Here is a 25,048-nt window from a genome sequence, read left to right on the forward strand (position 1 = left end):
TAAAAAAATGCATAGACAATATCATGGCTCCGGTTATTTTTCACTTGATAAAAAAGGACCTGTTTCGTCAAAGTTGGTATACTTTTCTGAAACAGGTCCTATGAAATAGGTAAAAGGTCCGGTTTAAAAGGTTTTTGGCTTTTATGGATAAAAAATGTTTTCTTATTCTCTACCGCCTCCCAAAGCTTGATAAAGGTTTATCACGCTTTGTATCTCGGTGAACCTGTTAGCTGTTTGCGACAGCTGTGCACTCAACAAGGACTGGCGGGCGGTCAGTACTTCCAGGTAGGTAGTCGTACCGTGCTCCATCAGCAACGATGTGCTTTCCAATGCCTTTTCCAAGGATTGGATTTGCTTTTCGAACAGGACGGTTTTGGCCTTGCTTGTCTGGCAGGCCACCAAAGCGTCGTTGACTTCGCTACCGGCATTCAGCAAAGATTGTTGGAATGCCAGACTTGCTTCTTCCTGCTGTGCTTTGGCTATTTTGTATTGAGCCATGATCTGCCCTTTGTTGAACAACGGCTGTGTAAGTGAGCCGACTGCCGAAGCCAGGAATTTACCCGGATTGACGATCATGCTTCCTGCCGAGTTGGTCCATCCGGCACTTCCGCTCAGTACGATGGAAGGATAGAATGCTGCACGAGCCTGGTTGGTCATGTAAAATGCCTGTTCCAGCGAACGTTCGGCAGCACGCACATCGGGACGGTTCGACAACATTTGCATCGGTACGCCGACTGCCACGTCTTCCGGAAGCTGCTGGTCAGCCAACTTTCCACGTTCGTAGCGGCGTGGGGTTTCTGCGAGCAACAGGGCGAGACTGTTTTCGACCTGGTTGATCTGCTCTTTCAGGTCGAGAATGGAAGTCTGCACGCTGTAGTAAGCCGCTTCCATTTGGGAAGTGGCCGCCTCATTGGCTAATCCGGCATCCATCAATGCGCGGGTAGAAGCCACCGTCTCTTTCCAGGCTTCTTCTGTCTGTTGCGAAATGGCTAACTGCTCATCCAGCATCAACAATGTATAGTATACGTTGGCGATCCCGGCTATCAATTGGGTACGCACGGCCTGCTGGTAGTCCTTGCTTTGGGCATACAGCGCTTTGCTCTGTTGCTTGGCATTGCGCAGACGTCCGAAAATGTCCAGTTCCCAACTGGCTGTGGCGGGCAACGTGTATGTCTTAGTCGCTTTTCCTCCGTCGAAACTGCTGATCGTTCCTTGCGGGGAAAGTGCGAACGAAGGTAGAAAAGCGAGCTTCGCCGACATTAACGCCGCTTCCGCTTCCTCGATCTGCAATTGAGCGGACCGGAGGTCGGTGTTGTTTTGTAACCCTTGTTCGATAAGAGCCTGCAATTGCGGGTCCGTAAAAAGTTCCCGCCAGTTCACATTACCGAAGTTGGTCGTATCATCGACAGCCACCTCTTCTCCGTACAGGTTGTCCGGAGTCGTTTCGGCCGGTTGATATTTAGTGTATATGCCGCAACTGCTCAACAGAGCGGTTGCGGTTGTCAATACGATTATTTTCTTCATACCTTAATTATTTTCATTGTTTAAACCGTCACGTTCGTTTTGGCTCTTTTGCTTTTCCAACGCAACTTGCATATCGGTTTCCACTTCCATCGGCGGACGGATTCTTTCTTGCATGTATTCGAAAATGATGTAGAATACCGGCACGACGAACAGCAATGCTAATGTTCCGACTGCCATACCGCCGACAACACCTGTTCCTAATGAACTGTTGCCGTTGGCTCCGGCTCCGGATGCGAACATAAGCGGAAGCATACCGAAGATCATCGTAAGTACGGTCATCAAAATCGGACGCAAACGGGCTTGTGCGGCCGAATAAGCCGACTCGACGATACCCATCCCTTTACGGCGGCGTTCGATGGCGAACTCGGTGATCAAAATCGCTGTCTTGGCCAAAAGTCCGATCAGCATGATTACACCGGTTTGCAAGTAAATGTTATTTTCCAATCCAAACAGTTTGGCGAACAGGAACGAACCCATCAATCCGAACGGAACGGACAGGATAACGGCCCAAGGCACAAGGAAACTTTCGTACAGGCAAGCCAGGATCAAGTAGATAAGCAAGATACAGACCGCATAGATAAAGAGAGTTTGCGAGCCTCCGGTATTGGCCTCTTCACGCGCCATACCGCCATATTCGTACCCGTATCCTGTCGGCAACATTTGGGCAGCCACTTCTTCGATGGCCTGTTGCACTTCACCTGTGGAATATCCCGGTGCCGGGTTCACATTGACCGTGATACAGCTGAAGAGGTTGAAACGGTTGGCCACTTCAGGTCCGAGTACCCGTTTCAGGGTTACGAACTGGCTGATAGGAGCCATTTCCGTCCCGTTGCGGACGAACATATTGTTCAGGGCTTGCTCGTCAAGACGGTATTCAGGTGAGGCTTGCGACATCACGCGATATACTTTTCCGAATTGGTTGTAGTTGGAAACGTATGCGCCACCGCAATAACTACCCAATACGTCGAGAACCGTCGAAGGTGAAATGCCGGCCCGTTTACATTTGGCAGCGTCCACATCGACCGATATCTGCGGGAAGTTCATGGCATAAGAGGTATAAGCCATCGCCACTTCGGGACGTTGGTTCAAAGCCCCGATATATTGCATGGCGTTGCCGTAGAAGGTGCTCATATCTCCACCTGTACGGTCCTGCAAGTTCAACTCGATGGAGTTTCCCAGACCATAGCCCGGAATCATACCCGGCTGGAAACAGAATATCTGCGCCTCTTTGATTTGGGCGAATTGTGCGTTCAGGCGGGTCACCACAGCATCGGAAACATGTTCGGCCCCTTTTCTTTCATTCCAGTTTTTCAAACGGATGATCGCCATACCGTAGGAAGTACCCTGGCCTGCCAGGAAGCCGTAACCGGCTACGCGGGAGTAATGTTCTACTTCCGGTGTGTTCTTCAGGATGTCCTCTACCTTGTCCAGTACCTTGCCTGTCTCTTCCAGCGTGCTACCCGGAGCAATGGCTACATTCGCCATAATGACTCCCTGGTCTTCTTGCGGGACAAGACCTGTCTTGGTATTGCTGATGAGCCATCCTAACAGGATAACGGCTGCGATCATTCCGGTCCATACCATCCAACGGTGATGGATGAAAAACATGACGCCTTTTTTGTATTTACCCAACACCGCGTTGAAAGAGGCATTGTAGGCGGCACGCACACGACCGTTAATACTTTTGGCACTCTTTTTTCCATCGCTCGGACGCATCATCATGGCACATAGGGCAGGGCAGAGCGTCAATGCACAAATCATGGAAAGACCTACTGAGGTCGCCATCGTTACACCGAATTGCGTGTAGAAGATACCGGAAGTACCACCCATGAAAGTTACCGGCACGAACACGGCCATGAACACGCAGGTACAGGAGACAACGGCCATCGTTACGTCGCCCATCGCATCTTTCGTGGCCTGGTAGGACGAGGTGTAGCCCGAATCGAATTTCGCCTGTACGGCTTCCACCACTACGATCGCGTCGTCCACCACCGTACCGATGGCAAGCACTAATGCGAATAGAGTCAAGATATTGATTGTAAATCCGGCGGCAGTCAAGCAGGCGAATGTACCGATCAACGAAACGATGATCGAAATAGACGGGATCAACGTACTCTTTAAATCCTGCAGGAAGAAATACACCACAAGGATTACCAGAAGAATCGCCACGATCAGCGTTTCTACTACATTATATATAGAAGCGAAAAGGAAGTCGTTGGAACTCATCATCGTGATAAATTCCGTTCCTGTAGGCAATTCATCTTTCATCTTATCCAACTCGGCGGCAATACGCTCGTTTACTTCCGTAGCATTGGAGCCGGCTACCTGGTAGATCATGAATGTCACGGCCGGTTTACCGTCCATCTGGCTGTCGAAACCGTAGCTCAATGTTCCCAACTCGACCTTGGCGACATCTTTCAAGAGTAAAACAGAACCGTCTTCCTGGGCCCGGACAACGATATTCTGGAATTCTTCCACACTCTTCAAACGTCCGCGGTATTTCATTGTGTATTGGAAAACGTTTTTCGAATTTTCACCCAGCGAACCGGTCGGCGCCTCGATGTTCTGTTCTCCTAATATGGAAGTCACGTCCGAAGGAACCAATCCATATTGGGCCATTCGTTCGGGGTTCAGCCAGATACGCATACTGTAGGTATCGCCCAATTCCATTACATCGCCTACGCCTTCAATACGTTTGATACGCGGGATAACGTTGATGTCAAGGTAGTTTCCGAGAAATGTCTTGTCATAACGTCCATCGGTACAGACAAGTGCGTCGATCTGCAAGAAACTGGTCTGTCGTTTCTGGGTGCTGACGCCGATACGGGTTACTTCGGCGGGCAATAAACCCTGGGCTTTCGTTACACGGTTCTGTACGTTGACAGCCGCCATGTCAGGATCCGTCCCTTGTTTGAAATATATTTCGATACTTGCCGAGCCTGCATTGGTGGAAGTGGAAGTCATGTACATCATGTTTTCCACACCGTTGATACTTTCTTCCAGCGGCATGATGACACTGTTCATCACTGCGTCGGCATCTGCACCGGTATAAGTAGCCGATACGTGGACCGTAGGCGGCGCAATGTCAGGATATTGCTCGACCGGCAAGGTAAAGAGCGAAATCAGTCCGATCGCCAAAATAAGAATGGAGATGGAGATGGCCATAACGGGCCGTTTGATAAAAATATTTCCTTTCATACTTCGATCCTTTATTTAACTTGCGTTCCTTCACGTACTAATCCGGCTCCTTCGGATACGATCTCTTCGCCCACCTTCAATCCGTCGAGTACGATGTATTCACGACCGTCGCTGATTTCAGCCACGGTAATTAATGTGGAAACGGCTTTGCCGTCCACTACTTTGTAGACAATCGTCTTGTCCTGCATGCGGACTGTTGCGCCCTGAGGTATGACGATACAGTCTTTGTAAGCCTGCGGTATGAGCACATTGCCGGAGGCTCCGCTATGAAGCAGGCGGGATTCGTTGGGGAATACGGCACGCACGCCGACTGTCCCGGTCTTCCGGTCGATCACTCCGCTGATCGATTCGATCTTTCCTTTCTGTTCGTAAATAGACTGGTCGTTCAGTTTCAACGACACTTCCGGCATGTTTTCCAGGGCTTCATCCATGCTTTTGTATTGGCGGCTCATGGCCAGCAACTGGTTTTCCGTCATGGAGAAGTAGACATACATGTTCGAATTGTCCGAAACCGTTGTCAGCGGTTGGGGAATACTGGCGCTGACCAGTGCCCCGGCACGGTAAGGCAACATACCGACAACTCCGTCGGTCGGACTTTTGACTTCCGTATAAGACAGATTGTTGCGGGCGTTCAGTTCCTGGGCTTCGGCCTGAACCAACTGTGCTTTGGCGGTCAGGTAACTGTTTTCGCTTGTTTTCAGGTTAAAAGCGGAAACAACCTTTTTCGCAAACAGTTCTTTTGTGCTGCTGTAGTTCAGTTCGGCGGTAGCCAAAGCTGCTTTTGCCACTTCCACGTTTGCCTGGGCTGTTTTTAAGGCAGCCTTATAAGGAACCTGGTCTATGACGAAAAGTAATTGTCCTTTCCGTACAACCTGTCCTTCCGTTACACAAAGTCGCTCGATAGTTCCTGATACTTGCGGATAAATATCTATATCCTGGCGACCGCGGATCGTGGCCGAATAAGGTGTTGTCAGCTCTTTGTCAGCCGTAGAAACTTTCATCGTCGCGTAAGATGCTTTCATCTGCGCATCCGGTGCATGTTTGCAGGATGCCATCCACATAGTCGTACAGCCGATAACTGCCATCAGCCGTATCCATTTTGCATTTGCTCTTGTCATATTCGTTTATTATTTAGAAATGACGCAAATGTATTTCAAAAAAGATCGGTATAATTTGTCTGAATTTCTATATAAATCTCCCGTATTGATACTGTATAGATATTTTAATAAAAGAATGATTGAAAAAAAACAAATAACTATAACATACTGCTATGTGGTTTGTAAATCGGGTGTTTGGAAGGACAGGATCGGTTAATGGAAGTATATTGGGATTCACGGGAGAGACAGCGGTGTGTCAAAATGTACTTGTCCCCGCGTCAAGCGCGGGAACAAGGCAGTTTTGACACACCTTCGTCGTCTTTATTTTTATTGCAGATATTCTACCAGTTTGGTCGGCAGATAGAATGTGTTGTTTTTGTCAACATATACGATTACCGAATTCAGGCGGATTTCTTCCTGGCCTTTCTTTCCGATCGTCACGATGTTGCTGAACGGCGTGATATTGATTTGTTTCTTTTTGTTCTTTACAACCAATGAAGGAGAACCTTTTTCGTCTTTGGCCGGAACTATTTCACATTTGAAATCTTTGAATACTTCCGTGTGAGGAGCGAAGTTTCCGGCTGTCAGGTCTTCCAGCGTGTCGTGCGTCATGCCGAACAAGGCGCAGAGATAATGGTTCAGCTCAATATTCGTGTGCATGCCGAGAGGCAGGCTTCCCTGGTCCGGATGGTAGGCGGCAAGAAATACTTCTTCACCTGTATGACCTCCGGTTGTGAAGCCGAAACAAGTGCGTGAAGTCAGCAGTTGAGACATGAAAGAAGTCAGGGAACCGCTGTATAAGGAACCTTTGCCTTCGGTCGAACGTTCGCTTTGCGGTATCGGGCTGTTCTTATAGTCTTTGCAATGGTTTAAAGCATCCAACTCTTCCGGTGTCAGTTCGAAACCTGCATACGTGCGGAATACGTTCTGGACTTCGGAAGCCGGAACACTGTTCACCTTCTTGGCAAAGCCTTCGGCTGTCAGCTTATACAGAGAAAACTGGTGGAAGAGTTGTTCCTTGCTCAGTTTGTCGTAGCCTTTGCAGTCACGACGTCCGATGCTGATACCGCTGTTGCCGTGGTCGGGAACCATGATAACGGCAGTCTCACCATTCTGGCGGGCAAATTCGAGAGCAGCACCGCAAGCACGGTCATAAGCTAAGAAATCGGTAGCCATGCCGACCGGGTCGTTAGCGTGAGCAGCCCAGTCGACCTTGCTGCCTTCAACCATCAAGAAGAAGCCGTTCGGGTTCTGGGATAATTTTTCGATCGCTTTGCGTGTCATTTCTTCCAAAGAAGGCTGTTGGGCCGGGTCGCGGTCGATGTCATAAGCCATTTCCTTGTCTCCGAACAAGGCCCACATATTGTTGCCCTTGTAATTACGCATACCGTCGATGTCATTCTTGAAGACACCGTATCCGTTACCTTTCAGGTAGGCTTCGCTTTCTTCGGGAAGCAGGCTGACGCCACCGCCGATCACTACGTTCAGGTCGTTATGAGCCATCTGCGGGGCGATCCATTCATATTTGCCACGGTTGTAACTGTGGGCGGAGCAGTCGGCCGGTGTCGCATGCGGAAATTCGCAGGTGAAAACCAGTCCCGTTGATTTGCCCTGTTTTATTTTGGCGGCTTCCAGGACGGTTGTCAACGGTTGGAAAGCGCGTGCCGGATCGGTCGGGTAGATGTCGTTGTCGCCGTCGTTCTCCGGATAAGTGGAAACGTAGCCTGTGCGGCTGGGCTGTCCCGTCATGTAGCAGGAAGTCGTAGGAGCCGAGTCGCCGATCGGGGCATTCGAAGAATGCGTGCGGACCGTACCGCAGAGATACGGGTCGATGTTCAATTTCGGCTTGTCGGGGTTGGTGTACCATTGCAGCCAACGCGCCATGGAAACTGTAGCCAGTGATGTACCGTCCGGAATCAGAAGAATGACATTCTTCACCGGCTTTACGTTTTCTACATCCTGAGCCTTTACCGGCACGAAGATGACAGCCAGTAACAGGAGAAGTGTAATTGTTTTTTTCATGTTCTTACTATTTATAGTTGTATGATATCTTCTGTAAATTGCGTAATCTTCTCCAGCCCGGTTTCCGTAACCAGGAAACTGTTTTCGATGCCGACGGCGCCGACACCCGGTATTACGTATTTGGGTTCGAGCGCGAATACCATGTTCGGTTCCAGCACCTCTTTCGAGCGGGGCGTAAGTACCGGGAGCTCGTTTATCTGGATGCCGATGCCGTGTCCTACGAATTTGGCTTGTTGCTTGGTTCCCATGAAGTAAGCGCCGAGTCCCTGGTTTTCGGTGATTTTGGCGGCTATCTCATACAGTTCGGCACAGGGTGTTCCCGGCCGGGCGATATTTTCTATTTCGCTTTCGATAAGGAGTGCGGTCTGATGCGCCCGGTAAGCAAGCTCGGTCAGGCGGCCAACGGAGAACACACGTGTCATATCCGTCATATAAGCCGTATAGTTTCCCGCCATGTCCACCATAATGGCCGTCCCTTCTTTCAGGACCGTCCCGTTCGCACCTAACGGGCAGGATGCGTCGATGCCGCCTCCGCCTAAGGCAAAGTCGAAAGGAGAGGGGACTTCGGCGTTTTCTCCCGCCAGGATACTTCCCATAAAGATATCCATATTAGCGCCGAAAGCGCGGAACAGCCCGATGGAACCGTTCTTGCGCATCCGCTTTTCTATTTCATACTGGAATTCGAGGTCTGTCATTCCGGGACGGAAACATTCGGGAATTTCGGCGTATGTCTTGGCGTGGCGTTCGGCTGAGATACGGAACATCTGGATCTCGTGCGGCGTCTTTATCCGGCGCAGCTCACGCATCATTGTGGTAGCGTTTCCGGTCTCTTTCGGATTGAAGATCTTTTGCAGGCGTATATAGTCGTTGTATGTCAGTTCGTCGGCTTCGAGCAAGAGCTTTTCCGGCATTTCCAGTCCGTGGGACACGAACAGTTCGGCCATCTGTTCCGGTTTGCGGATATATTCCACATGGTCGTGTACCAAGCCGTTCGGGCGTTTCACGAAGAACCAGGGAGCGCCTTCTGCCGGAAGGTAGAAGTATCCGCTATAGACACGTCCGGTTGTATAATACAGGTTTACATCTACGGTGAGCAGGCATCCGTCGGCGTTTATTTTTCGCATCGCCTGTTGCATGCGATCCCATTTCAGCTTGAGATCGCCAATCAATTCTTTTTGTATCATTTCCAACACTTAATTTTTATCCGGCATCAAAGATATTAAATTAATGCCGGGATTGGAATGATTTTGGATATTAATTCTTGATTAAATTTAGAATTGTTCGAGCACTTGTATCCGCTTTTCGATGGGCGGATGAGTGGCGAAAAGTCCGCTTAAACCGCTCAATGCGCTTTGGGCTTGTTTGCCCGGATGCTGGATGAAAAGCTGGGCTACGTCTTCCCGTTTGACGGCTTCGATGTCGGGATCGGCCGATATTTTCCGCAGTGCGCTGGCAAGGGCGAGCGGATTCTTGGTCATCTCGGCAGCCCCGGCATCGGCCAGGTATTCCCGTTTGCGCGAGATGGCGAAACGCATCAGCATGGAGAAGAAATAGCCGATGGCTGCAACAACCATGACTAAGACGATGATGATCGCAGTGTTGTTTTTCTCGTCTCTCCTGCGGCTCATCGACGAGTAGTAGACGGAACGCATGGCCATCTGTGCGAGCATGGCAAAGATGCCGACAAAGACAATCGATACGATCATCAGGCGCACGTCCTTGTTGCGGATATGCGACAGCTCGTGTGCAATGACCGCTTCCAGTTCTTGGTCGTCCAACTTGTCGATGATCCCCCGCGAGAGGCTGACGGTGTAAGTCCTTTCGTTGATGCCGCTTGCAAAAGCGTTCAGCGAATCGTCGTTGATGATATTGATCTTGGGCATTTTCATCCCCTGGCTCATGCACAGGTTTTCCACTAAGTTATATACCCTTTTGTTTTCCATTCTCGACAAAGGTTCGGAACCGGTTGCCGAGTTGATGATGCTCGTATTGGCAAAATAGGCGATGATGAACCACATGAGTACGCCGCCCAACACGTATGGCGCCAAATGGATGAACATTCCGGTGGAATATCTTAATATCTCGGCCCCCGTCATGCCGTCGTCGTTCATCGCCAACAGGTGGAGCAGGTAGCAGAACGCAAAAAGCAGTCCCATCACCAGGCAGGGAAACAAGCAAAGCAAGAGCAGGGACCGGAAGTTGTTCCTGCTCTGTTGGGTTTGTATACCGACGTATTGCATCCTTAGAACTTGATTTTTGGTGCTTCTTCGAGTGTCGCGCGTTGTTCGCCCAGATCGAACATGATCTCTTTCTTGAAACCGAACATGCCGGCGATCAGGTTGGACGGGAATGTCTCGACTGCGTTATTCAGTTCTTTCGTTGCCGAATTGAAATAGCGGCGTACGGCAGCCAACTTGTTTTCCAGGTCGGAAATTTCTTCCTGCAACTGCAAGAAGTTCTGGTTGGCTTTCAGGTCCGGATAGGCTTCGAGGGTGATTTTCAATCCGGAAAGAGCGGAGCTCAATGCGTTTTCTGCCACGATCTTGTCGTCGATCGTTTTGGCGCTGATCGCTCCGTTGCGGGCGTTAATGACGCGTTCCAGCGTCTCTTTCTCGTGCGAGGCATAGCCTTTGACCGTTTCGACCAACTGCGGGATAAGGTCATGGCGTTGCTTGAGTTGCACGTCGATGTCGGCAAATGCGTTCTCACGGTTGTTACGCAATTTCACTAACGAATTATACAAAGAAACGATCCAGATTGCCAGGATCACGATCACTGCTATTAAAATGATTACTGTCATTGTCTATATATTTAGATTATGCCTGCAAACATACGAATTAATTTACAATATTGTTTCTCCTGGATCCTAAAACAGGTCGCTATGTGATCCATTCCGAACCAAAGCTAATATGAGTCGTCCTTCATCTCGTTTTGATTCATCTAACTGTCGTCGACGAGCCTGTTTAAGATCTTTTAGATATTGATGGGTAAATTCGAGTGTGTATTTCATTCTTTTACTTTATCAAGATAATCTTCAAATGAACTACATTTTATAGTGTCTCCAGTTTCAATTTCATGAATGGCTTGGCGCGTTTGAATATTAGGAATTGTATTTTTTTTACATGCACTTTTGAAACTCCGCGTAACATACTGATGGCTTTCTTTATATTGGCCACTACAGATGGGTCTTCTATTTCAACAATCAGTTGTGTCATAATTTTGATCTGTTCTTGTTTATATACATGACAAAGATAACTTATTCCTTTTTGTTTTCCAAAAAAGAAACTTATTTGTTACAACATCCTGTATTCATTCGGAGAAGTCCCGACAACCCGTTTGAACGCTTTGCTGAAATATTGGGGATACTGGTAACCTAAGGTGTAGGCTATATCGCTAATGGATCTGGACCGGTCGGCGAGCAAGTCTTTTGCCACCTCCATCGTTTTCGATAAAATGTATTCCTGTGCCGAACGTCCGGTTTCCTTTTTGATCAGATCCCCGAAATAATTGGCTGACAGATGCAACTGATCAGCGCAATAAGCGACGGTTGGCGTTCCGAACGATTGCGGCTTCTCGGAAACAAAATAACCGTTCAGCAGTGTTTCGAAAGAATGGAGGATGTCCTTGCCCTCCTTCTTGCGCGTGACAAACTGCCGGTCGTAGAAGCGGATGCAATAATTAAGGAACAGTTCGATGGTAGATACGATGATCTGGTTGCTATGCTTGTCTGTCGCCCCTTTGATCTCTTCGTCGATTTTCATCATGCAGTCGATCAGTGTCTCGCGTTCCTGTTTCGAGATATGCAGGGCTTCGTTTACGGCATACGAGAAGAAAGTATACTCTTGTATGTGCCGGCCGAGGGACGTGCCGTGCAGCAGCTCGGGATGAAAGGCCAGGCACCATCCTTTGGGCTGGAACGTTTCGCCGTTGTCGTTGTTCCCGATGATTTGTCCCGGTCCGATAAATACCAAGGTGTTTTCTTGGTAGTCATATTGCCTGCGTCCGTACTGGATGAAGTCGGCGCATTTGACATCCTTCAGGTAAATCGTGTAGATCCCCATATTCTTGCGTGCATGCCGCAACGGGGGAATAGTTGACATATTGATGACACTGACCAGCGGATGCAGGGTTTCGACTTGCATGAAATCATTGTAGTCCTTGATTGTATTTAACAATAAAATATTGTCCATGTCTATTCTGTTTATTCGCTGTTTTTGCAAATATAAGTGTTTTTACAGTAAAAAATATCCGCCGAACCGTAATTTATATCTCTTTTGTTTCGTTGGCATCCCGTAATTTTGCTCCCGGAAGAAAACGGATGAAAATCAAATATAAATTTAGATATATGGAAATGACAAAAACATTGCCTGCTTCCGGCGGGCGTATTACGGTGATCGACGCCCTGCGCGGTTTTTCTCTTATCGGCATTTGCCTGATTCATTCGATGCAACATTTTGGAGCTATAGGGACGATGACGCCCCAGGCTGTGTTCCCGTGGGAAGGGACGCTAAACGAGATTTTCAGTTGGCTTATCAATTATCTGGTTTTCGGGAAATTCTTCATTATCTTCTCTTGCCTGTTCGGTTTAAGTTTCTTTATCCAGATGGACCGGGCGGCGAAGAAGGGACTCGACTTCCGTCCCCGCTTCTTGTGGAGGCTGGTTCTGTTGTTGGCGATCGGTTATTTGCACGGCTTGATTGTCCGGGTGGACATCTTGCTGATATATGCGATACTGGGTTTCATTTTGGTGTTGATGTATAAATGGCCGACCAAGCTACTGGCGGGGATTACGCTGTTTCTCTTCTTAGGAGGCGCTTCGCTTGTCCCGGTGGTCTATAAAAGCCTGACGGCTCCGGTGGTGGAGCAGGTGGAACATGTCTCCGAAAGAGCTGCTTCCCGTCCGGCTGGTCCCCGACAAGCTCCGACGCTGTCTGAAACGATTGAAAACAACGCTTGGAACGGACTGGTCGGAAAAATGAGGTTTCAGGTGGCAAGCGGGCGTATCTACCAGACGTTGGGGCTTTTCATTTTAGGGTTTATCGTAGGGCGTATTCGCCTGTTCGAACGTCTGGGCGAGTTTCGCAACCGGTTGAACCGTTGGGCCTTGTTTGCCCTTGCAGGATTGGGCTTGCTGTATGTGGCGCGCTCTTACCTTCCGCCTGTTGCCTGGGGAGAGGTTTCTTACTTTTCGTGGATGAGCTCGACAACGACGAATCTGATTAATCTGCTGACCGCTTATCTATGGGTGATCGTCGTGATAGAGGCATATCGTTTGCAGAAGGTGCAGCGGGCAATGGCGCCATTGGTCAGCTATGGCCGCATGGGATTGACGAATTATATCGTGCAGTCTGTGGCCGGTGTCTTTATATTTTCCGGTTTCGGGCTGGATTGGAGCAATCTGGGCGTTTTCCTGAGCGTATTGGTTTGTCTTGCTTATACAGGCGTACAGATCGCGATTAGCCATTATTGGTTGAAAGGTTTCCGTTTCGGCCCGATGGAGTGGTTGTGGCGGACCGGCACTTATATGAAGTGGCAACCGCTGGTACGGTGATCGGGCAGAAGATCGAATTGGATATCATCATGCACAACAAAAATACCTTGTTTTTCTGACGAAAGCTGTTCGTTTACTGATAGTTGATTCGCCTTTGGGAATACTTCCTTTGAGTTCTTTGATATATTAATATTATTACTATCTTTGCATCTGTTTAAAACAAAGCTAATTTTTGTGAAAACGAAAGTGGCTTATGTGAAAAAGTGGAACAAGGTGGTTGATAGATAGCAAGTTGGTGTTTTTGCTGTCAGAAAGGTTATTCCAGTAGAACAAGGATTAAGACCCTCTTGCCGGTGTTCCATCCGGCATAGTTCTGATAGTCAGAAAGGTTATTCCAGTAGAACAAGGATTAAGACTTTTAGGGACAATATGATATCCAACTCTGGATGATGTCAGAAAGGTTATTCCAGTAGAACAAGGATTAAGACACCGTTTTCGGCATCGTTAAATTCGTGTCTTAAAATGGTCAGAAAGGTTATTCCAGTAGAACAAGGATTAAGACCTGTTCGACCTTAACGCTTACGCGTCTCAGTTCGATAGTCAGAAAGGTTATTCCAGTAGAACAAGGATTAAGACAAAGATAATTTTTCTGCTTGTTTAGATAAATTAGAGTCAGAAAGGTTATTCCAGTAGAACAAGGATTAAAAACAGCTCCCTTCATAATAGATAAAATATCCGTTTACTGACACTGCTGCCACTGTAAGTACTATATGAATTGAATAATAATGAATTGTGATGGTTGTTGTAGTAAATTGTATAAATACGAAAAATATGATTTACTATCACTTTTTTGATGATATTGTTTTAAAAAGTTTGTTTTTGACTTCTGAAATGCTTATATTTGTAGAAATCTAAAAAAGAAAGCTATGTTGGAAAAAAATGAATCCGTTCAAGTCCCTTCCCGGTTTGCATTGTGTTATAAAAGCGATTGCCGCCGGGCAGGCGAGTGCTTACGCTATCAGGTGGCGGGATGCGTGTCGGGAGAACGTTCCGTTGTATGTGTCGTCAATCCGTTATCCATCTCTTCCGACGAAGGATGCGGGCAATTCAAGGCTTGCCATGTACTCAAATATGCATACGGCATGACGGGCGTTTGGGACCGCTTGCCTTACCGGGCGGTAAAGGACGTGAGACATTGTATGCTAAGCCATTTTGGAAAAACTCATTTTTATCGTTTGATGCGGAAGCAACGTTGTTTCAGGCCGGAAGACCAAGTGTATGTGGAAGGCGTGTTCCGGAAATTCGGCATTGCAAGCGAACTTGTTTTCGACAGCTACCAGCTCGATTATGAATGGTAGGGCGGTTACTGTTAGTTTCATAGGTATGAAACTTTAGTTTCACTTGCGGGAAACTTTTGTTCCCTCTGCATGAAACTTTTGTTTCACCTAAGGGAAACAAAGTGAAACTTTTTATCGGATTCGGGAAACCTAATTATGCAAGCAATGAAAGTCACAAAGCAAAAAATATATCAGAAACAGTTGGCGCAACGGGCGCTGGAGATGGAAGCGGTCGTCGAATTGGTCAAAAGTGAAAAGACGAAGGAGGAGGTCGGGCGGTTCAGGGAAAGGCTACGGTGCGCTCAGCCGAACCGCCGTTATACATTCACGCAAAAACTGCCGCAACTGTTGTTTGCCGGAACATTTCGCAAGGACGTGATGAAAGAATATAACGGATGGGTCTTGCTGGAAGTAAACCGGCTGGGCGGCAAGGCGGAAGCGGAGTCTTTGCGCCGGAAGATTGCCGGATACCCGCAGACGCTGTTCGCGATGGTCGGGTCGAGTGGCCGGAGCGTGAAGTTCGTGATACCTTATACACGCCCTGACGGTTCGTTGCCGCGCCTGCGGAGGGAGGCGGAGTTGTTTCACGCGCACGCCTACCGCCACGCGCTCAAGACCTACGAACCGCGCCTCTCTTACCCGGTGGAACTGAAGGAGCCGGTGCTCGAACGGGGGTGCAGGATGAGTTTTGACGAGGATGTGTATTATAATCCCGCTGCGCTGACCATCCATATCGAGCAGCCAGCGGAAATGCCTGAAGAAAGTTTCTATCAGGAAAAGTATGACAAGCTTGTCCCGCCTGAAAACGCTGTGAGGTCTCTTTCCGAGCGTTACCGTTACCTGTCCGTGCAGTATGAACTGGCTTTGGAGCAGGCCGTGGAAAAGTATGGCGAGTTGGGCGACAAGCCGGATTTCAAGCCCGTGCTGGTCCATATCGGCAAACTCTGTTTCGGGGCGGGCATCGAGGAGGAGGAATGCGTGAAATGGACGTTGCTCTATTTCAGAAACTTGCTCGCGGAAGTCGAAGTGCGCGAGACGATCGGACACGCCTACCTGTCGGAAAAAGGCTTCGGGCTGCATGCGCTGAGCAAACCCGAACAGCTACAGGCGTTGAAAACGGAAGAGTTTATGGGCAGGCGCTACGACTTCCGGTTCAACACGATGACCGGCGGGGTGGAGTATCGCGAGCGGAACACATTCTGTTTCGACTACCGGCCTGTGACCGAACGGGTGATGAACAGCGTCGCCTTGAACGCGCAAAAAGAAGGGTTGCAACTGTGGGACCGTGACGTGCGCCGGTATATTCATTCGGATCGTATCCGCGACTACGCCCCGGTTGAAGACTACCTTTTCCGGCTGCCTGACTGGGATGGGAAAGACCGCATCCGTCCGCTTGCCTCCCGCATACCTTGCGATAATCCTCATTGGGAACATCTGTTCTACATCTGGTTTCTTTCGATGGTCGCCCATTGGCAAGGCCGGGACCGGAGGCACGGCAACAGCGTTTCGCCTCTGCTGGTTGGCGGGCAGGGGTGCGGGAAGTCCACGTTCTGCCTGAACCTGCTTCCACCCGGACTGAGTGCCTATTATACGGACAGCATCGACTTCGGCAAACGGCGGGATGCCGAGCTTTACCTGACCCGTTTCTGCCTGATCAACATCGACGAGTTCGACCAGGTCAGCGAAAAGCACCAAGGATTCCTGAAGCACCTGTTGCAGAAACCGATCGTGAACCTGCGCAAACCGTATGCCACCCAAGTGGAAGCCGTCCGTCGCTACGCCTCTTTCATCGCGACCAGCAACCACACGGACCTGCTGAGCGACCCGTCCGGAAGCCGCCGCTTCATCTGCATCGAAGTGAAAGGCCGGATCGACAATACGCAACCGGTCGAATACGACCAGCTTTACGCGCAAGCCGTCGCGGCGTTGGACAAAGGGGAGCGTTATTGGCTTATGCCCGAAGAGGAGCAGAGGCAGATGCAAGCGAACGAGGAGTTCCAACAGCGTCCATTGTACGAAGATCTCTTTTTCCGATTTTTCCGTCCGGCCGTCAACCGTGAGGAGGGCACGAGAATGTCTGCTGGCGAGATTTACGAAGTCTTGCAAAAGCAGAGCCGCACGAAGCTCCCGTCCGGGCAGATCCCGCATTTCGGGCGGTTTTTGAAAAAAGTGAACATGATAACTTTCAACTCCAACCGGGGGAAACTCTATTTGGTCGTAGGCAAATAACATCCGCTTCAAATCCAACCTTTCCCTCCCCGACGGCATCGGGTTGGGAAAGGGGGTAAGCCTTGGAAATGGAATTTTGCGAACATATTTTCCTCGGAAAGATTGACTTTTCTTTTTTTATCCATTATATTTGAGACAAATATTGTTCTTAGTCTAATAAATCATGGTGTATCCATCCCAATATAATCTGTTAGGTGCTTATATCAATGGTGTTAAGGAGAAAGGATATAATGCGGTAACTATATTGTGAATGATTTTTATGTCCAATAGTAATTTAGATATATGTAATATGGAAAAACAAAAACAGTCCCGGCGGCTGCTATCGCTGGATGCCCTGAGGGGGTTTGATATGTTCTTTATTATGGGAGGGGCCTCCCTTTTCGTTGCGTTGGCAACGTTGTTTCCGAATCCTTTTTTTCAGGCGATGGCCGATCAGATGCACCATGTGAAGTGGGACGGGCTGACACATCACGACACGATCTTCCCGTTGTTTCTGTTTATTGCCGGTATCTCGTTCCCGTTCTCGTTGGAGAAGCAGCGGGAGCAGGGAAAGACGGATGCCGATATCTATAAAAAGATTATCCGCCGCGGGCTGACGCTGGTGGTGTTGGGATTTGTCTACAACGGACTGCTGAATTTTGATTTTGAGCATCAGCGCTACGCCAGCGTGCTGGGGCGTATCGGCTTGGCATGGATGTTCGGGGCGTTGATCTTTGTCAATACGCGGACGATCACACGCGTTTGGATCACGGCGGCGATCCTGGTCGGGTACTGGTTGCTGTTGGCTTTTGTTCCGGCGCCGGACGGAGGTGGGGCAGGAGTCTTCACGATGGAAGGTTCGCTGGTCGGCTATGTGGATCGGTTGCTGTTGCCCGGACGCCTGCACTTGACGGTGCATGATCCCGAAGGAATTCTATCGACTGTGCCTGCGATTGCGACCGCCTTGTTAGGTATGTTTACGGGTGAATTCATCAAGATGCAGCGGGAAGGGCTGACGGATAAGAAGAAAGCGGGCGGACTGGTTGTCGCCGGAGCCGTCCTGCTGGCTGTCGGTTTGCTTTGGAGCCTTTTCTTTCCGGTCAACAAGAACCTGTGGACAAGTTCGTTCGTCTGTGTTGTAGGAGCCTATTCCGTGTGGATGTTTGCGTTGTTCTTTTATGTTGTCGATGTGTTGGAGTTTCGTAAATGGACGTTGTTCTTTAAGGTGATCGGCGTGAACTCTATCACGATCTATCTGGCCCAGGAATTTGTCAACTTCTCTTTCACTTCCGATGCTTTGTTCGGTGGTCTTGCCGGGCTGATGCCGGAGACCGTTCAGCCGTTGGTCGTCTCGGTCGGCTACATTGCCGTTTGTTGGGGATTCTTGTACTTCCTGTACCGTCAACGGATTTTCTTGAAGGTGTGAAATCATAAATTAAATCATAAATCATTATGAAACCTGCTTATGAACGCCTGGAGTCGCTCGACGTGTTGCGCGGCTTCGATTTGTTTTGCCTGGTGGCGCTGGAAGGGATTTTGCATCCTCTCGGACGTGCGATAGACGCGTCGTGGTATAACGACTTTCTGTGGGGCTTCTCGCATGTGCAGTGGGAAGGTTTCTCTTCGTGGGACTTGGTGATGCCGCTCTTCATGTTCATGGCGGGCGTGTCGATGCCGTTCGCCTTGTCCCGATACAAAGCGATGCCGGATAAATGGGCGGTCTACCGCCGTATCGTCAAACGGGTGATCCTGCTCTGGATCTTCGGTATGATGTGCCAGGGAAACCTGTTGGGATTGGACCCGGACCGGATTTATCTTTATTCGAACACGTTGCAGGCGATTGCGATGGGCTACCTGATCGCGGCCATGCTGTTCCTGCATGTGCGGCTCTCCGTACAGATCGGGACGGCGGTTGCCCTCTTGCTGGTCTATTGGGGCGCGATGCAGTTCATTACGGTTGACGGCTATGGCGGTGGCAATTACACACCCGACGGAAACCTGGCCGAATGGGTGGACCGTACCGTGTTGGGACGGTTCCGGGATGCTGCCGTGATCGAGAACGGGCAGGTCGTGTTTGCCGGATCATACCGTTATACCTGGATATTAAGCAGCCTGAACTTCGGGGTGACGGTGCTGACCGGGCTTTTTGCCGGACAGATCCTGAAAAGCGCGATGGACCGGAAGCGTAAATGGCAATGGCTGTTAGGGATCGGCGTGGCGATGGTTGCCCTGGGGTGGCTGTGGGGGTTGCAGCTTCCGGTAATCAAGAAGATATGGACGAGCTCGATGGTACTGGTCAGCAGCGGTTACTGCTTCCTGCTGATGGGCGTGTTCTATTATTGGATCGATTATAAGGGACATCGGAAGAACCTGACCTGGCTGAAAGTCTACGGCATGAATTCGATTGTGGCCTATATGCTGGCTAACGTGATTAGTTTCAGATGTATAGGGATATCTCTTTTTCATGGTCTCGAACAATATCTGGGAAATTACTATCCGGCTTTGATCGCAGCGTCGAACGCATTGATTATTTATGTAATTTTGTGGCTGCTTTATAAGCGTAATATATTTTTAAAAGTATAAGTAAATGGAATCAATCAAGCAAATATACCGGATCGGTCACGGGCCGTCCAGTAGCCACACGATGGGGCCGATGCGTGCTGCCCGGATGTTTCTGGAACGCAATCGCGGCGCTGTGCGGTTTAATGTCACTCTCTATGGTAGTCTGGCGGCCACAGGCAAAGGCCACATGACGGATGCGGCAATTCTCGAAGTGTTGAGCCCGGTGGCCAAGACCAACATCACCTGGGAACCGAAGGTGTTCCTGCCTTTCCACCCGAACGGCATCCTGTTCCAGTCGTTTGACGAAAGCGGCGAGGAGTTGGATAACTGGACGATTTACAGTATCGGGGGCGGAACATTGGCAAACGAAACCTACAACGAGTTGACACAGGGGCAGGTCTACGAAATGCATACCATCAAGGAAATACAGGCTTGGTGCGAAAAAACCGGCCATTCCTATTGGGAATATGTCGAACAGTGCGAAGGTCCGCAGATATGGGATTATCTGGCCGAAGTATGGGAAGTGATGCAACAGGCGGTCCATAACGGACTCGAAGCCGAAGGCATTTTGCCCGGCGGCCTGGGAATCCGGCGTAAGGCATCCGACTATATGATCCGTGCCAAAGGTTACGGCAGCAGCATCAAAAGCCGTGGAATGGTCTATGCGTATGCATTGGCCGTTTCCGAGGAGAACGCTTGCGGAGGCAAGATCGTGACTGCTCCGACCTGCGGTTCGTGCGGTGTCATGCCGGCTGTGCTCTATCACCTGAAAGAATCTCGCGATTTCCGTGACTCCCGTATCTTGCGTGCGTTGGCCACTGCCGGGTTGTTCGGCAATGTGGTGCGTACGAATGCATCCGTTTCCGGAGCCGAGGTAGGATGCCAGGGAGAGGTCGGTGTGGCTTGTGCGATGGCGGCAGCGGCGGCCAGCCAGCTATTTGGCGGAACGCCTGCCCAGATCGAGTATGCGGCCGAAATGGGACTGGAGCACCACTTGGGATTGACCTGCGACCCTGTTTGCGGACTGGTCCAGATTCCTTGTATCGAACGTAATGCTTTTGCGGCAGCTCGTGCGCTGGATGCAAACACTTTCTCCAACTTCTCCGATGGCAAGCACCGGGTAAGTTTCGACCAGGTGGTCGAAGTGATGCGCCAGACCGGAAACGACCTGCCGAGCCTTTATAAGGAAACATCCGAAGGCGGGTTGGCTAAGAATATGGAGCAGAAATGAAAAAAATATGATTTATCATCGACGCAGAAATTATAAATCTCAAGATCATAAATGTAAAAAAAATCGTACAATGAAAAAAAGTTTATACATGCTATTGTGTGCCGCTGCCTTAGTGGCTTGCGGGCAGCCGAAGCAACAAAAGGCAGCTACAGATGAAGTGGCAACCAGCGGTAATCCCGTGCTCGAAGGATGGTATGCCGATCCCGAAGGAATCATTTATGGCGATACCTATTGGATATTCCCGACTTGGAGCGACGCGTATGAGAAACAAACCTATTTCGACTGTTTTTCGTCCAAGGATCTGGTGAACTGGACGAAGTATTCGTCTGTGCTCGATACCTCCGCCGTGAAGTGGGCGAAGAAAGCCATGTGGGCGCCGTCTATCATCCATAAGGATGGCAAATATTATTTCTTCTTCGGAGCCAATGACGTGCATGAAGGCGAAGTAGGAGGAATCGGAGTTGCCGTCAGCGACCGTCCGGAAGGTCCGTACAAGGACCTGTTGGGCAAACCGCTTATCAACGAGATCGTCAACGGGGCACAACCGATCGACCAGTTCGTTTTCCGTGACGACGACGGTCGCTACTATATGTATTACGGCGGTTGGGGACATTGCAATGTTGTCCTCCTGAACGATGACTTCACCGGATTGGTTCCTTTTGAAGACGGAACGGTCTACAAGGAGGTGACACCGGATAAATATGTGGAAGGCCCGTTCATGTTCAAGAAGAACGGAAAGTACTATTTTATGTGGAGCGAAGGAGGCTGGACCGGTCCCGATTACTGTGTCGCATACGCGATCGCCGATTCGCCTTTCGGACCGTTCGACCGTGTCGCCACCATTCTCCAGCAGGATTCGACGATAGCGAGGGGAGCCGGACATCATTCTGTTTTGCATGTTCCGAACTCGGAAGACTACTACATCGTCTACCACCGCCGTCCGCTGAACGACAATACCCGCGACCACCGTGTGACTTGTATCGACCGGATGACTTTCGATGAGAATGGATTTATAAATCCTGTTAAAATGACATTCGAAGGTGTTTCCGCCCGTACAATAGATAAGTAAGAAGCGATTAATCGCTAAAAGATATTAAAACAGGAGCGTAGCTATTGCGTTCCTGTTTTTTTACACTACTTTTGACACATGTGTCAGACATAGTGGATGAAATATTTAATAACATTATAACGATGAGTACAGAAGAACTTCAGGACATGGAAAGCCGGATTATAGAAGCGGCTAAGCGGGTGTTTGTCAGGAAAGGATATGAAGCGACCAAAATGGGCGATATCGCTACTGAGGTCGGAATCAGCCGTACGGCCATGCACTATTATTTCCGGACGAAGGAGATGCTTTTCGATGCGATCTTCGGCCAATTGATGGATGCGTTGTTACCCAATATCGGAGTGATTGTAAGTGAGCCGACCTCTTTCCTGGATAAGATTCCGAAGATCGTGGAGCAGTACACGGCGATGATTCAGGCCAATCCGCTGTTTCCGATCTTTGTGGTGAACGAGTTTAACCGTGATCCTGAACATTTATACAAGACGATCCTGAAAGATCCGGAGAAAGTCAAGCCGTTATTGCTTTTGCAAAAACAGATGCAGGAGGAAATGGAGCGGGGATCGCTGAAGAAGATTCCGTTGGTCTATACGGCTTCCACCTTGATGAGCCTGATCGTCTTTCCGATGTTGGCAAGGAATCCGCTCACGAGTGTTTTCTTTGAAGGCGATCCCCGGAAATTCGAGGACTTTCTACAGGAACGAAAGGCTTTTATCACGGATGTCATGATCCGGTTGCTGATGCCGGACGAGGTGCAAACTGTAAAAGAATGAATAAAAGGAGGATGCATATGAAACAGACATTCCTGCATAGCTGGAAACAGATCGTCCTGTTGCTTGTCTTTCCCCTTATGGCGGAAGGAGTAGGGGCACAGGAACGTATTACGCTGGGCGAGTGCTACGAATGGGCGCATGCCAACTATCCGCAGATACGTCGGTACGGGCTGATCGAGCAGACCGAACAGTATAACCTGTCCAATGCCGCCAAAGGCTGGATGCCGCAACTCTCGGTCAATGCAAAGGCAACGTACCAGAGCGATGTGACGAAACTGCCGTTCGATGCAGATAAGCTGTCGGCTGTGATCCCCGGAATCGAGATCCCGACACTTGGCAAGGATCAGTATCAGGTCGTGGCCGAAGTGAACCAGACGATCTGGGACGGCGGTGCGATCCGTTCCACCCGCCAGTTGACGGAGGCGCAGGCGATGGCCGACCGGGAACAGCTGAACAGCGATCTTTATGCCTTGAACGACCGGGTGAACCAGCTTTATTTCGGTTGTCTCCTGCAGGACGAGCTGATCCGCCAGAACGGTTTGCTCCAGAAAGAGTTGCAGATCAATATCGATCGTATCTCTGCCATGATGGAGAACGGCGTTGCCAACCAGTCCGACCGCGAAAGCATGGAAGTCGAATTGTTGAACGCCCGCCAGAAGGAGATCGAGTTGAAGGCAGCCCGTTCGGCTTACGGCAAAATGCTGGCTGCCCTGATCGGTCGGCCTGATGCCGGAACGTTCGTGTTGGAAGTTCCTTCGCTGCCGGGGACAACTTCATTGTCGCCTGTGATCAACCGTCCGGAGCTTCGTGCGTTGGATGCCAAAAGCGATCTACTCGAATTGCAGAACAAGCAGTTGACTGCCGGCCTGATGCCTCGTATCGGCGCTTTCTTCCAGGGAGGATATGGCCGGCCGGGGTTGAATATGTTAGAAGACAGTTTCAATCCGTTTTATATGGCAGGTGTCCGTTTGAGCTGGAACATGGGTAAACTATATACCTTGAAGAACGATCGCCGGAAGATTGCCACGAACCGCCAGGAGTTGGAGGTACAACGGGAGACGTTCCTCTTTAACACTCGTCTCCAATTGACGCAGCAGAACACGGAGATCAAAAAGATGACCGACCTGATGAAAGCGGACGACGAGATCATCCGTCTCCGCACCAGCATCAAAAAGGCGGCCGAAGTTAAATTGGCGAATGGCGTGATCTCCGTCACCGACCTGATCCGCGAAATCAACTCCGAAGATCTGGCCCGGCAATCCGCCGCCACCCACCGGATTCAGCAATTGCAGTCGATCTATAATTATATGTACACAACAAATGAAGGATACAAATGAGGATTTATAGGTGGACTAACAGCCAAGGCTGCGCCTTATGCCGTAGGCTCTCTTTTGCCGTCTGCTTCAGCAGACGGTTTAAAAGATTTAGAGGCAAAGCCTCTTCCTCTGTGGACTTCAGTCCCTTTTCATATATTATATTTAAAGGGGTTAAAACCCACAAAGGAACCGGCAAAGCCGGAACAACCATCTATCCGTCTGCTTCAGCAGACGGCAAAAGAGAACCTGCGGCAACGAGGCTTGCACATTGTTGCTATAAACACACCGATAAATCATCATTTAATCGAAAGAAATAAACACATTCAATATGAAACCGATTCTTTTATTCAGTTTTGTTCTGGCTTTGTCTGCTTGCAGCAGCAATAACAACGACTTCGATGCCACCGGTGCATTCGAATCCACCGAAATAATCGTTTCCTCGGAAGCGAACGGGAAGATCATGGAATTGAACCTGCAGGAAGGTGACAGGCTTGAAGCCGGGGCAGTGCTGGGCTATGTGGACAGTACGCAGCTTTACCTTCGGAAGAAGCAGCTCGAAGCGGGCCTCCGTAGCGTGGACATTCGGAAACCGGACATCCGCAAACAGATCGCTTCCCTTGAACAGCAGATCGCCGTTGCCCGCAGTGAGCAGCAGCGTATGGAGAACCTGGTAAAGGCAAAAGCCGGCAACCAGAAACAGGTCGATGACATCGTCAACAACATCAAAGTGCTGCAAAAGCAACTGGATGCCCAATATTCGACCTTGCATAAAACGACAGGCGGGGCGGATGCCGAAGCGGAAAGCATCGTCTACCAGATCATGCAGTTGGACGACCAGTTGCAGAAAAGCCGCATCGTCAACCCGCAGTCCGGCACAGTCCTTGTGAAATATGCCGAACCGGGCGAAGTCACGGCGGCCGGCAAGCCTCTTTATAAGATAGCCGACACCGATCTCTTGTATCTACGCGCTTATCTTACCGCCGAACAGCTTACGCAATTGAAACTCGGACAGCAGGTTCGTGTCTTTGCAGATTTCGGCGAAAAGGCACAAAGGGAATATCCGGGTACGATCACCTGGATTTCCGAAAAGTCGGAATTTACCCCAAAAGGCATCCAGACCAAAGACGAACGTGCCAACCTGGTGTATGCCGTCAAGATCGCTGTCAAGAACGACGGTTACTTGAAGATCGGACAGTATGGAGAAATGAGGTTTAATTCTTAATTTA

General features: G+C 49.7%; 18 protein-coding genes and 1 CRISPR repeat array. Of the genes, 10 read left to right on the forward strand and 8 right to left on the reverse strand.

The features are described from left to right. Positions 1 to 162: 162 nt before the first annotated feature. From H8S65_RS03240 to H8S65_RS03275, 8 genes are all read right to left on the reverse strand, one after another. Entirely contained in the window at positions 163 to 1,524 is a 1,362-nt protein-coding gene (locus H8S65_RS03240) for an efflux transporter outer membrane subunit (RefSeq protein ID WP_186928534.1), read from the reverse strand. A 3-nt stretch (positions 1,525 to 1,527) separates the two neighbouring features. Beyond that, the gene (locus H8S65_RS03245; RefSeq protein ID WP_186928535.1) at positions 1,528 to 4,722 is read right to left on the reverse strand and encodes an efflux RND transporter permease subunit; all 3,195 of its coding nucleotides are present in this window, start codon (positions 4,720 to 4,722) and stop codon (positions 1,528 to 1,530) included. An 11-nt stretch (positions 4,723 to 4,733) separates the two neighbouring features. Then, a complete protein-coding gene (locus H8S65_RS03250; RefSeq protein WP_186928536.1) occupies positions 4,734 to 5,840 on the reverse strand; it encodes an efflux RND transporter periplasmic adaptor subunit in 1,107 nt (368 codons plus the stop codon). 306 nt (positions 5,841 to 6,146) lie between these two features. Further along, positions 6,147 to 7,841 carry an alkaline phosphatase gene (locus H8S65_RS03255; RefSeq protein ID WP_186928537.1) on the reverse strand — a complete coding sequence of 565 codons (1,695 nt, stop codon included), beginning with the start codon at positions 7,839 to 7,841 and terminating at the stop codon, positions 6,147 to 6,149. 11 nt (positions 7,842 to 7,852) lie between these two features. After that, positions 7,853 to 9,025 carry a M24 family metallopeptidase gene (locus tag H8S65_RS03260; protein WP_186928538.1) on the reverse strand — a complete coding sequence of 391 codons (1,173 nt, stop codon included), beginning with the start codon at positions 9,023 to 9,025 and terminating at the stop codon, positions 7,853 to 7,855. A gap of 87 nt (positions 9,026 to 9,112) precedes the next feature. Further along, positions 9,113 to 9,937: a M48 family metallopeptidase gene (locus H8S65_RS03265; RefSeq protein WP_436277867.1), complete on the reverse strand. Its 825-nt coding sequence runs from the start codon at positions 9,935 to 9,937 to the stop codon at positions 9,113 to 9,115. A gap of 146 nt (positions 9,938 to 10,083) precedes the next feature. Further along, entirely contained in the window at positions 10,084 to 10,641 is a 558-nt protein-coding gene (locus H8S65_RS03270) for a LemA family protein (RefSeq protein ID WP_186928540.1), read from the reverse strand. 493 nt (positions 10,642 to 11,134) lie between these two features. Beyond that, positions 11,135 to 12,031: a helix-turn-helix domain-containing protein gene (locus tag H8S65_RS03275; RefSeq protein WP_186928541.1), complete on the reverse strand. Its 897-nt coding sequence runs from the start codon at positions 12,029 to 12,031 to the stop codon at positions 11,135 to 11,137. Positions 12,032 to 12,186: 155 nt separating this feature from the next. Between H8S65_RS03275 and H8S65_RS03280 the strand changes: the two genes are divergently transcribed. From H8S65_RS03280 to H8S65_RS03325, 10 genes are all read left to right on the forward strand, one after another. After that, positions 12,187 to 13,392, forward strand: coding sequence for a DUF418 domain-containing protein (locus H8S65_RS03280; RefSeq protein WP_186928542.1), 1,206 nt, complete (start codon positions 12,187 to 12,189; stop codon positions 13,390 to 13,392). A gap of 246 nt (positions 13,393 to 13,638) precedes the next feature. Then, positions 13,639 to 14,040: direct repeats of the CRISPR family, unit length 37 nt; unit sequence GTCAGAAAGGTTATTCCAGTAGAACAAGGATTAAGAC. A gap of 218 nt (positions 14,041 to 14,258) precedes the next feature. Further along, the gene (locus H8S65_RS03285) at positions 14,259 to 14,690 is read left to right on the forward strand and encodes a DUF6078 family protein (protein WP_186928543.1); all 432 of its coding nucleotides are present in this window, start codon (positions 14,259 to 14,261) and stop codon (positions 14,688 to 14,690) included. A gap of 144 nt (positions 14,691 to 14,834) precedes the next feature. Further along, positions 14,835 to 16,898, forward strand: coding sequence for a BT4734/BF3469 family protein (locus H8S65_RS03290; protein WP_186928544.1), 2,064 nt, complete (start codon positions 14,835 to 14,837; stop codon positions 16,896 to 16,898). A 289-nt stretch (positions 16,899 to 17,187) separates the two neighbouring features. Beyond that, positions 17,188 to 18,303 (forward strand): acyltransferase family protein, encoded by a 1,116-nt coding sequence (locus tag H8S65_RS03295; RefSeq protein ID WP_186928545.1) that lies wholly within the window; start codon positions 17,188 to 17,190, stop codon positions 18,301 to 18,303. Between the two features lie 26 nt (positions 18,304 to 18,329). After that, positions 18,330 to 19,460, forward strand: a complete 1,131-nt coding sequence (locus H8S65_RS03300; RefSeq protein ID WP_186928546.1) for an acyltransferase family protein — start codon at positions 18,330 to 18,332, stop codon at positions 19,458 to 19,460. A 4-nt stretch (positions 19,461 to 19,464) separates the two neighbouring features. Then, positions 19,465 to 20,670, forward strand: a complete 1,206-nt coding sequence (locus H8S65_RS03305; protein WP_186928547.1) for an L-serine ammonia-lyase — start codon at positions 19,465 to 19,467, stop codon at positions 20,668 to 20,670. 70 nt (positions 20,671 to 20,740) lie between these two features. Next, a complete protein-coding gene (locus H8S65_RS03310) occupies positions 20,741 to 21,739 on the forward strand; it encodes a glycoside hydrolase family 43 protein (protein WP_186928548.1) in 999 nt (332 codons plus the stop codon). Positions 21,740 to 21,861: 122 nt separating this feature from the next. Further along, positions 21,862 to 22,506: a TetR/AcrR family transcriptional regulator gene (locus tag H8S65_RS03315; protein WP_186928549.1), complete on the forward strand. Its 645-nt coding sequence runs from the start codon at positions 21,862 to 21,864 to the stop codon at positions 22,504 to 22,506. Positions 22,507 to 22,523: 17 nt separating this feature from the next. Continuing rightward, complete coding sequence (locus H8S65_RS03320) at positions 22,524 to 23,843, forward strand: TolC family protein (RefSeq protein ID WP_186928550.1); 1,320 nt, start codon at positions 22,524 to 22,526, stop codon at positions 23,841 to 23,843. A 307-nt stretch (positions 23,844 to 24,150) separates the two neighbouring features. After that, a complete protein-coding gene (locus tag H8S65_RS03325) occupies positions 24,151 to 25,044 on the forward strand; it encodes an HlyD family secretion protein (protein WP_186928551.1) in 894 nt (297 codons plus the stop codon). Positions 25,045 to 25,048: the final 4 nt, after the last annotated feature.

It is taken from the genome of Parabacteroides hominis, from assembly GCF_014287585.1.
Classification (GTDB): domain Bacteria; phylum Bacteroidota; class Bacteroidia; order Bacteroidales; family Tannerellaceae; genus Parabacteroides; species Parabacteroides hominis.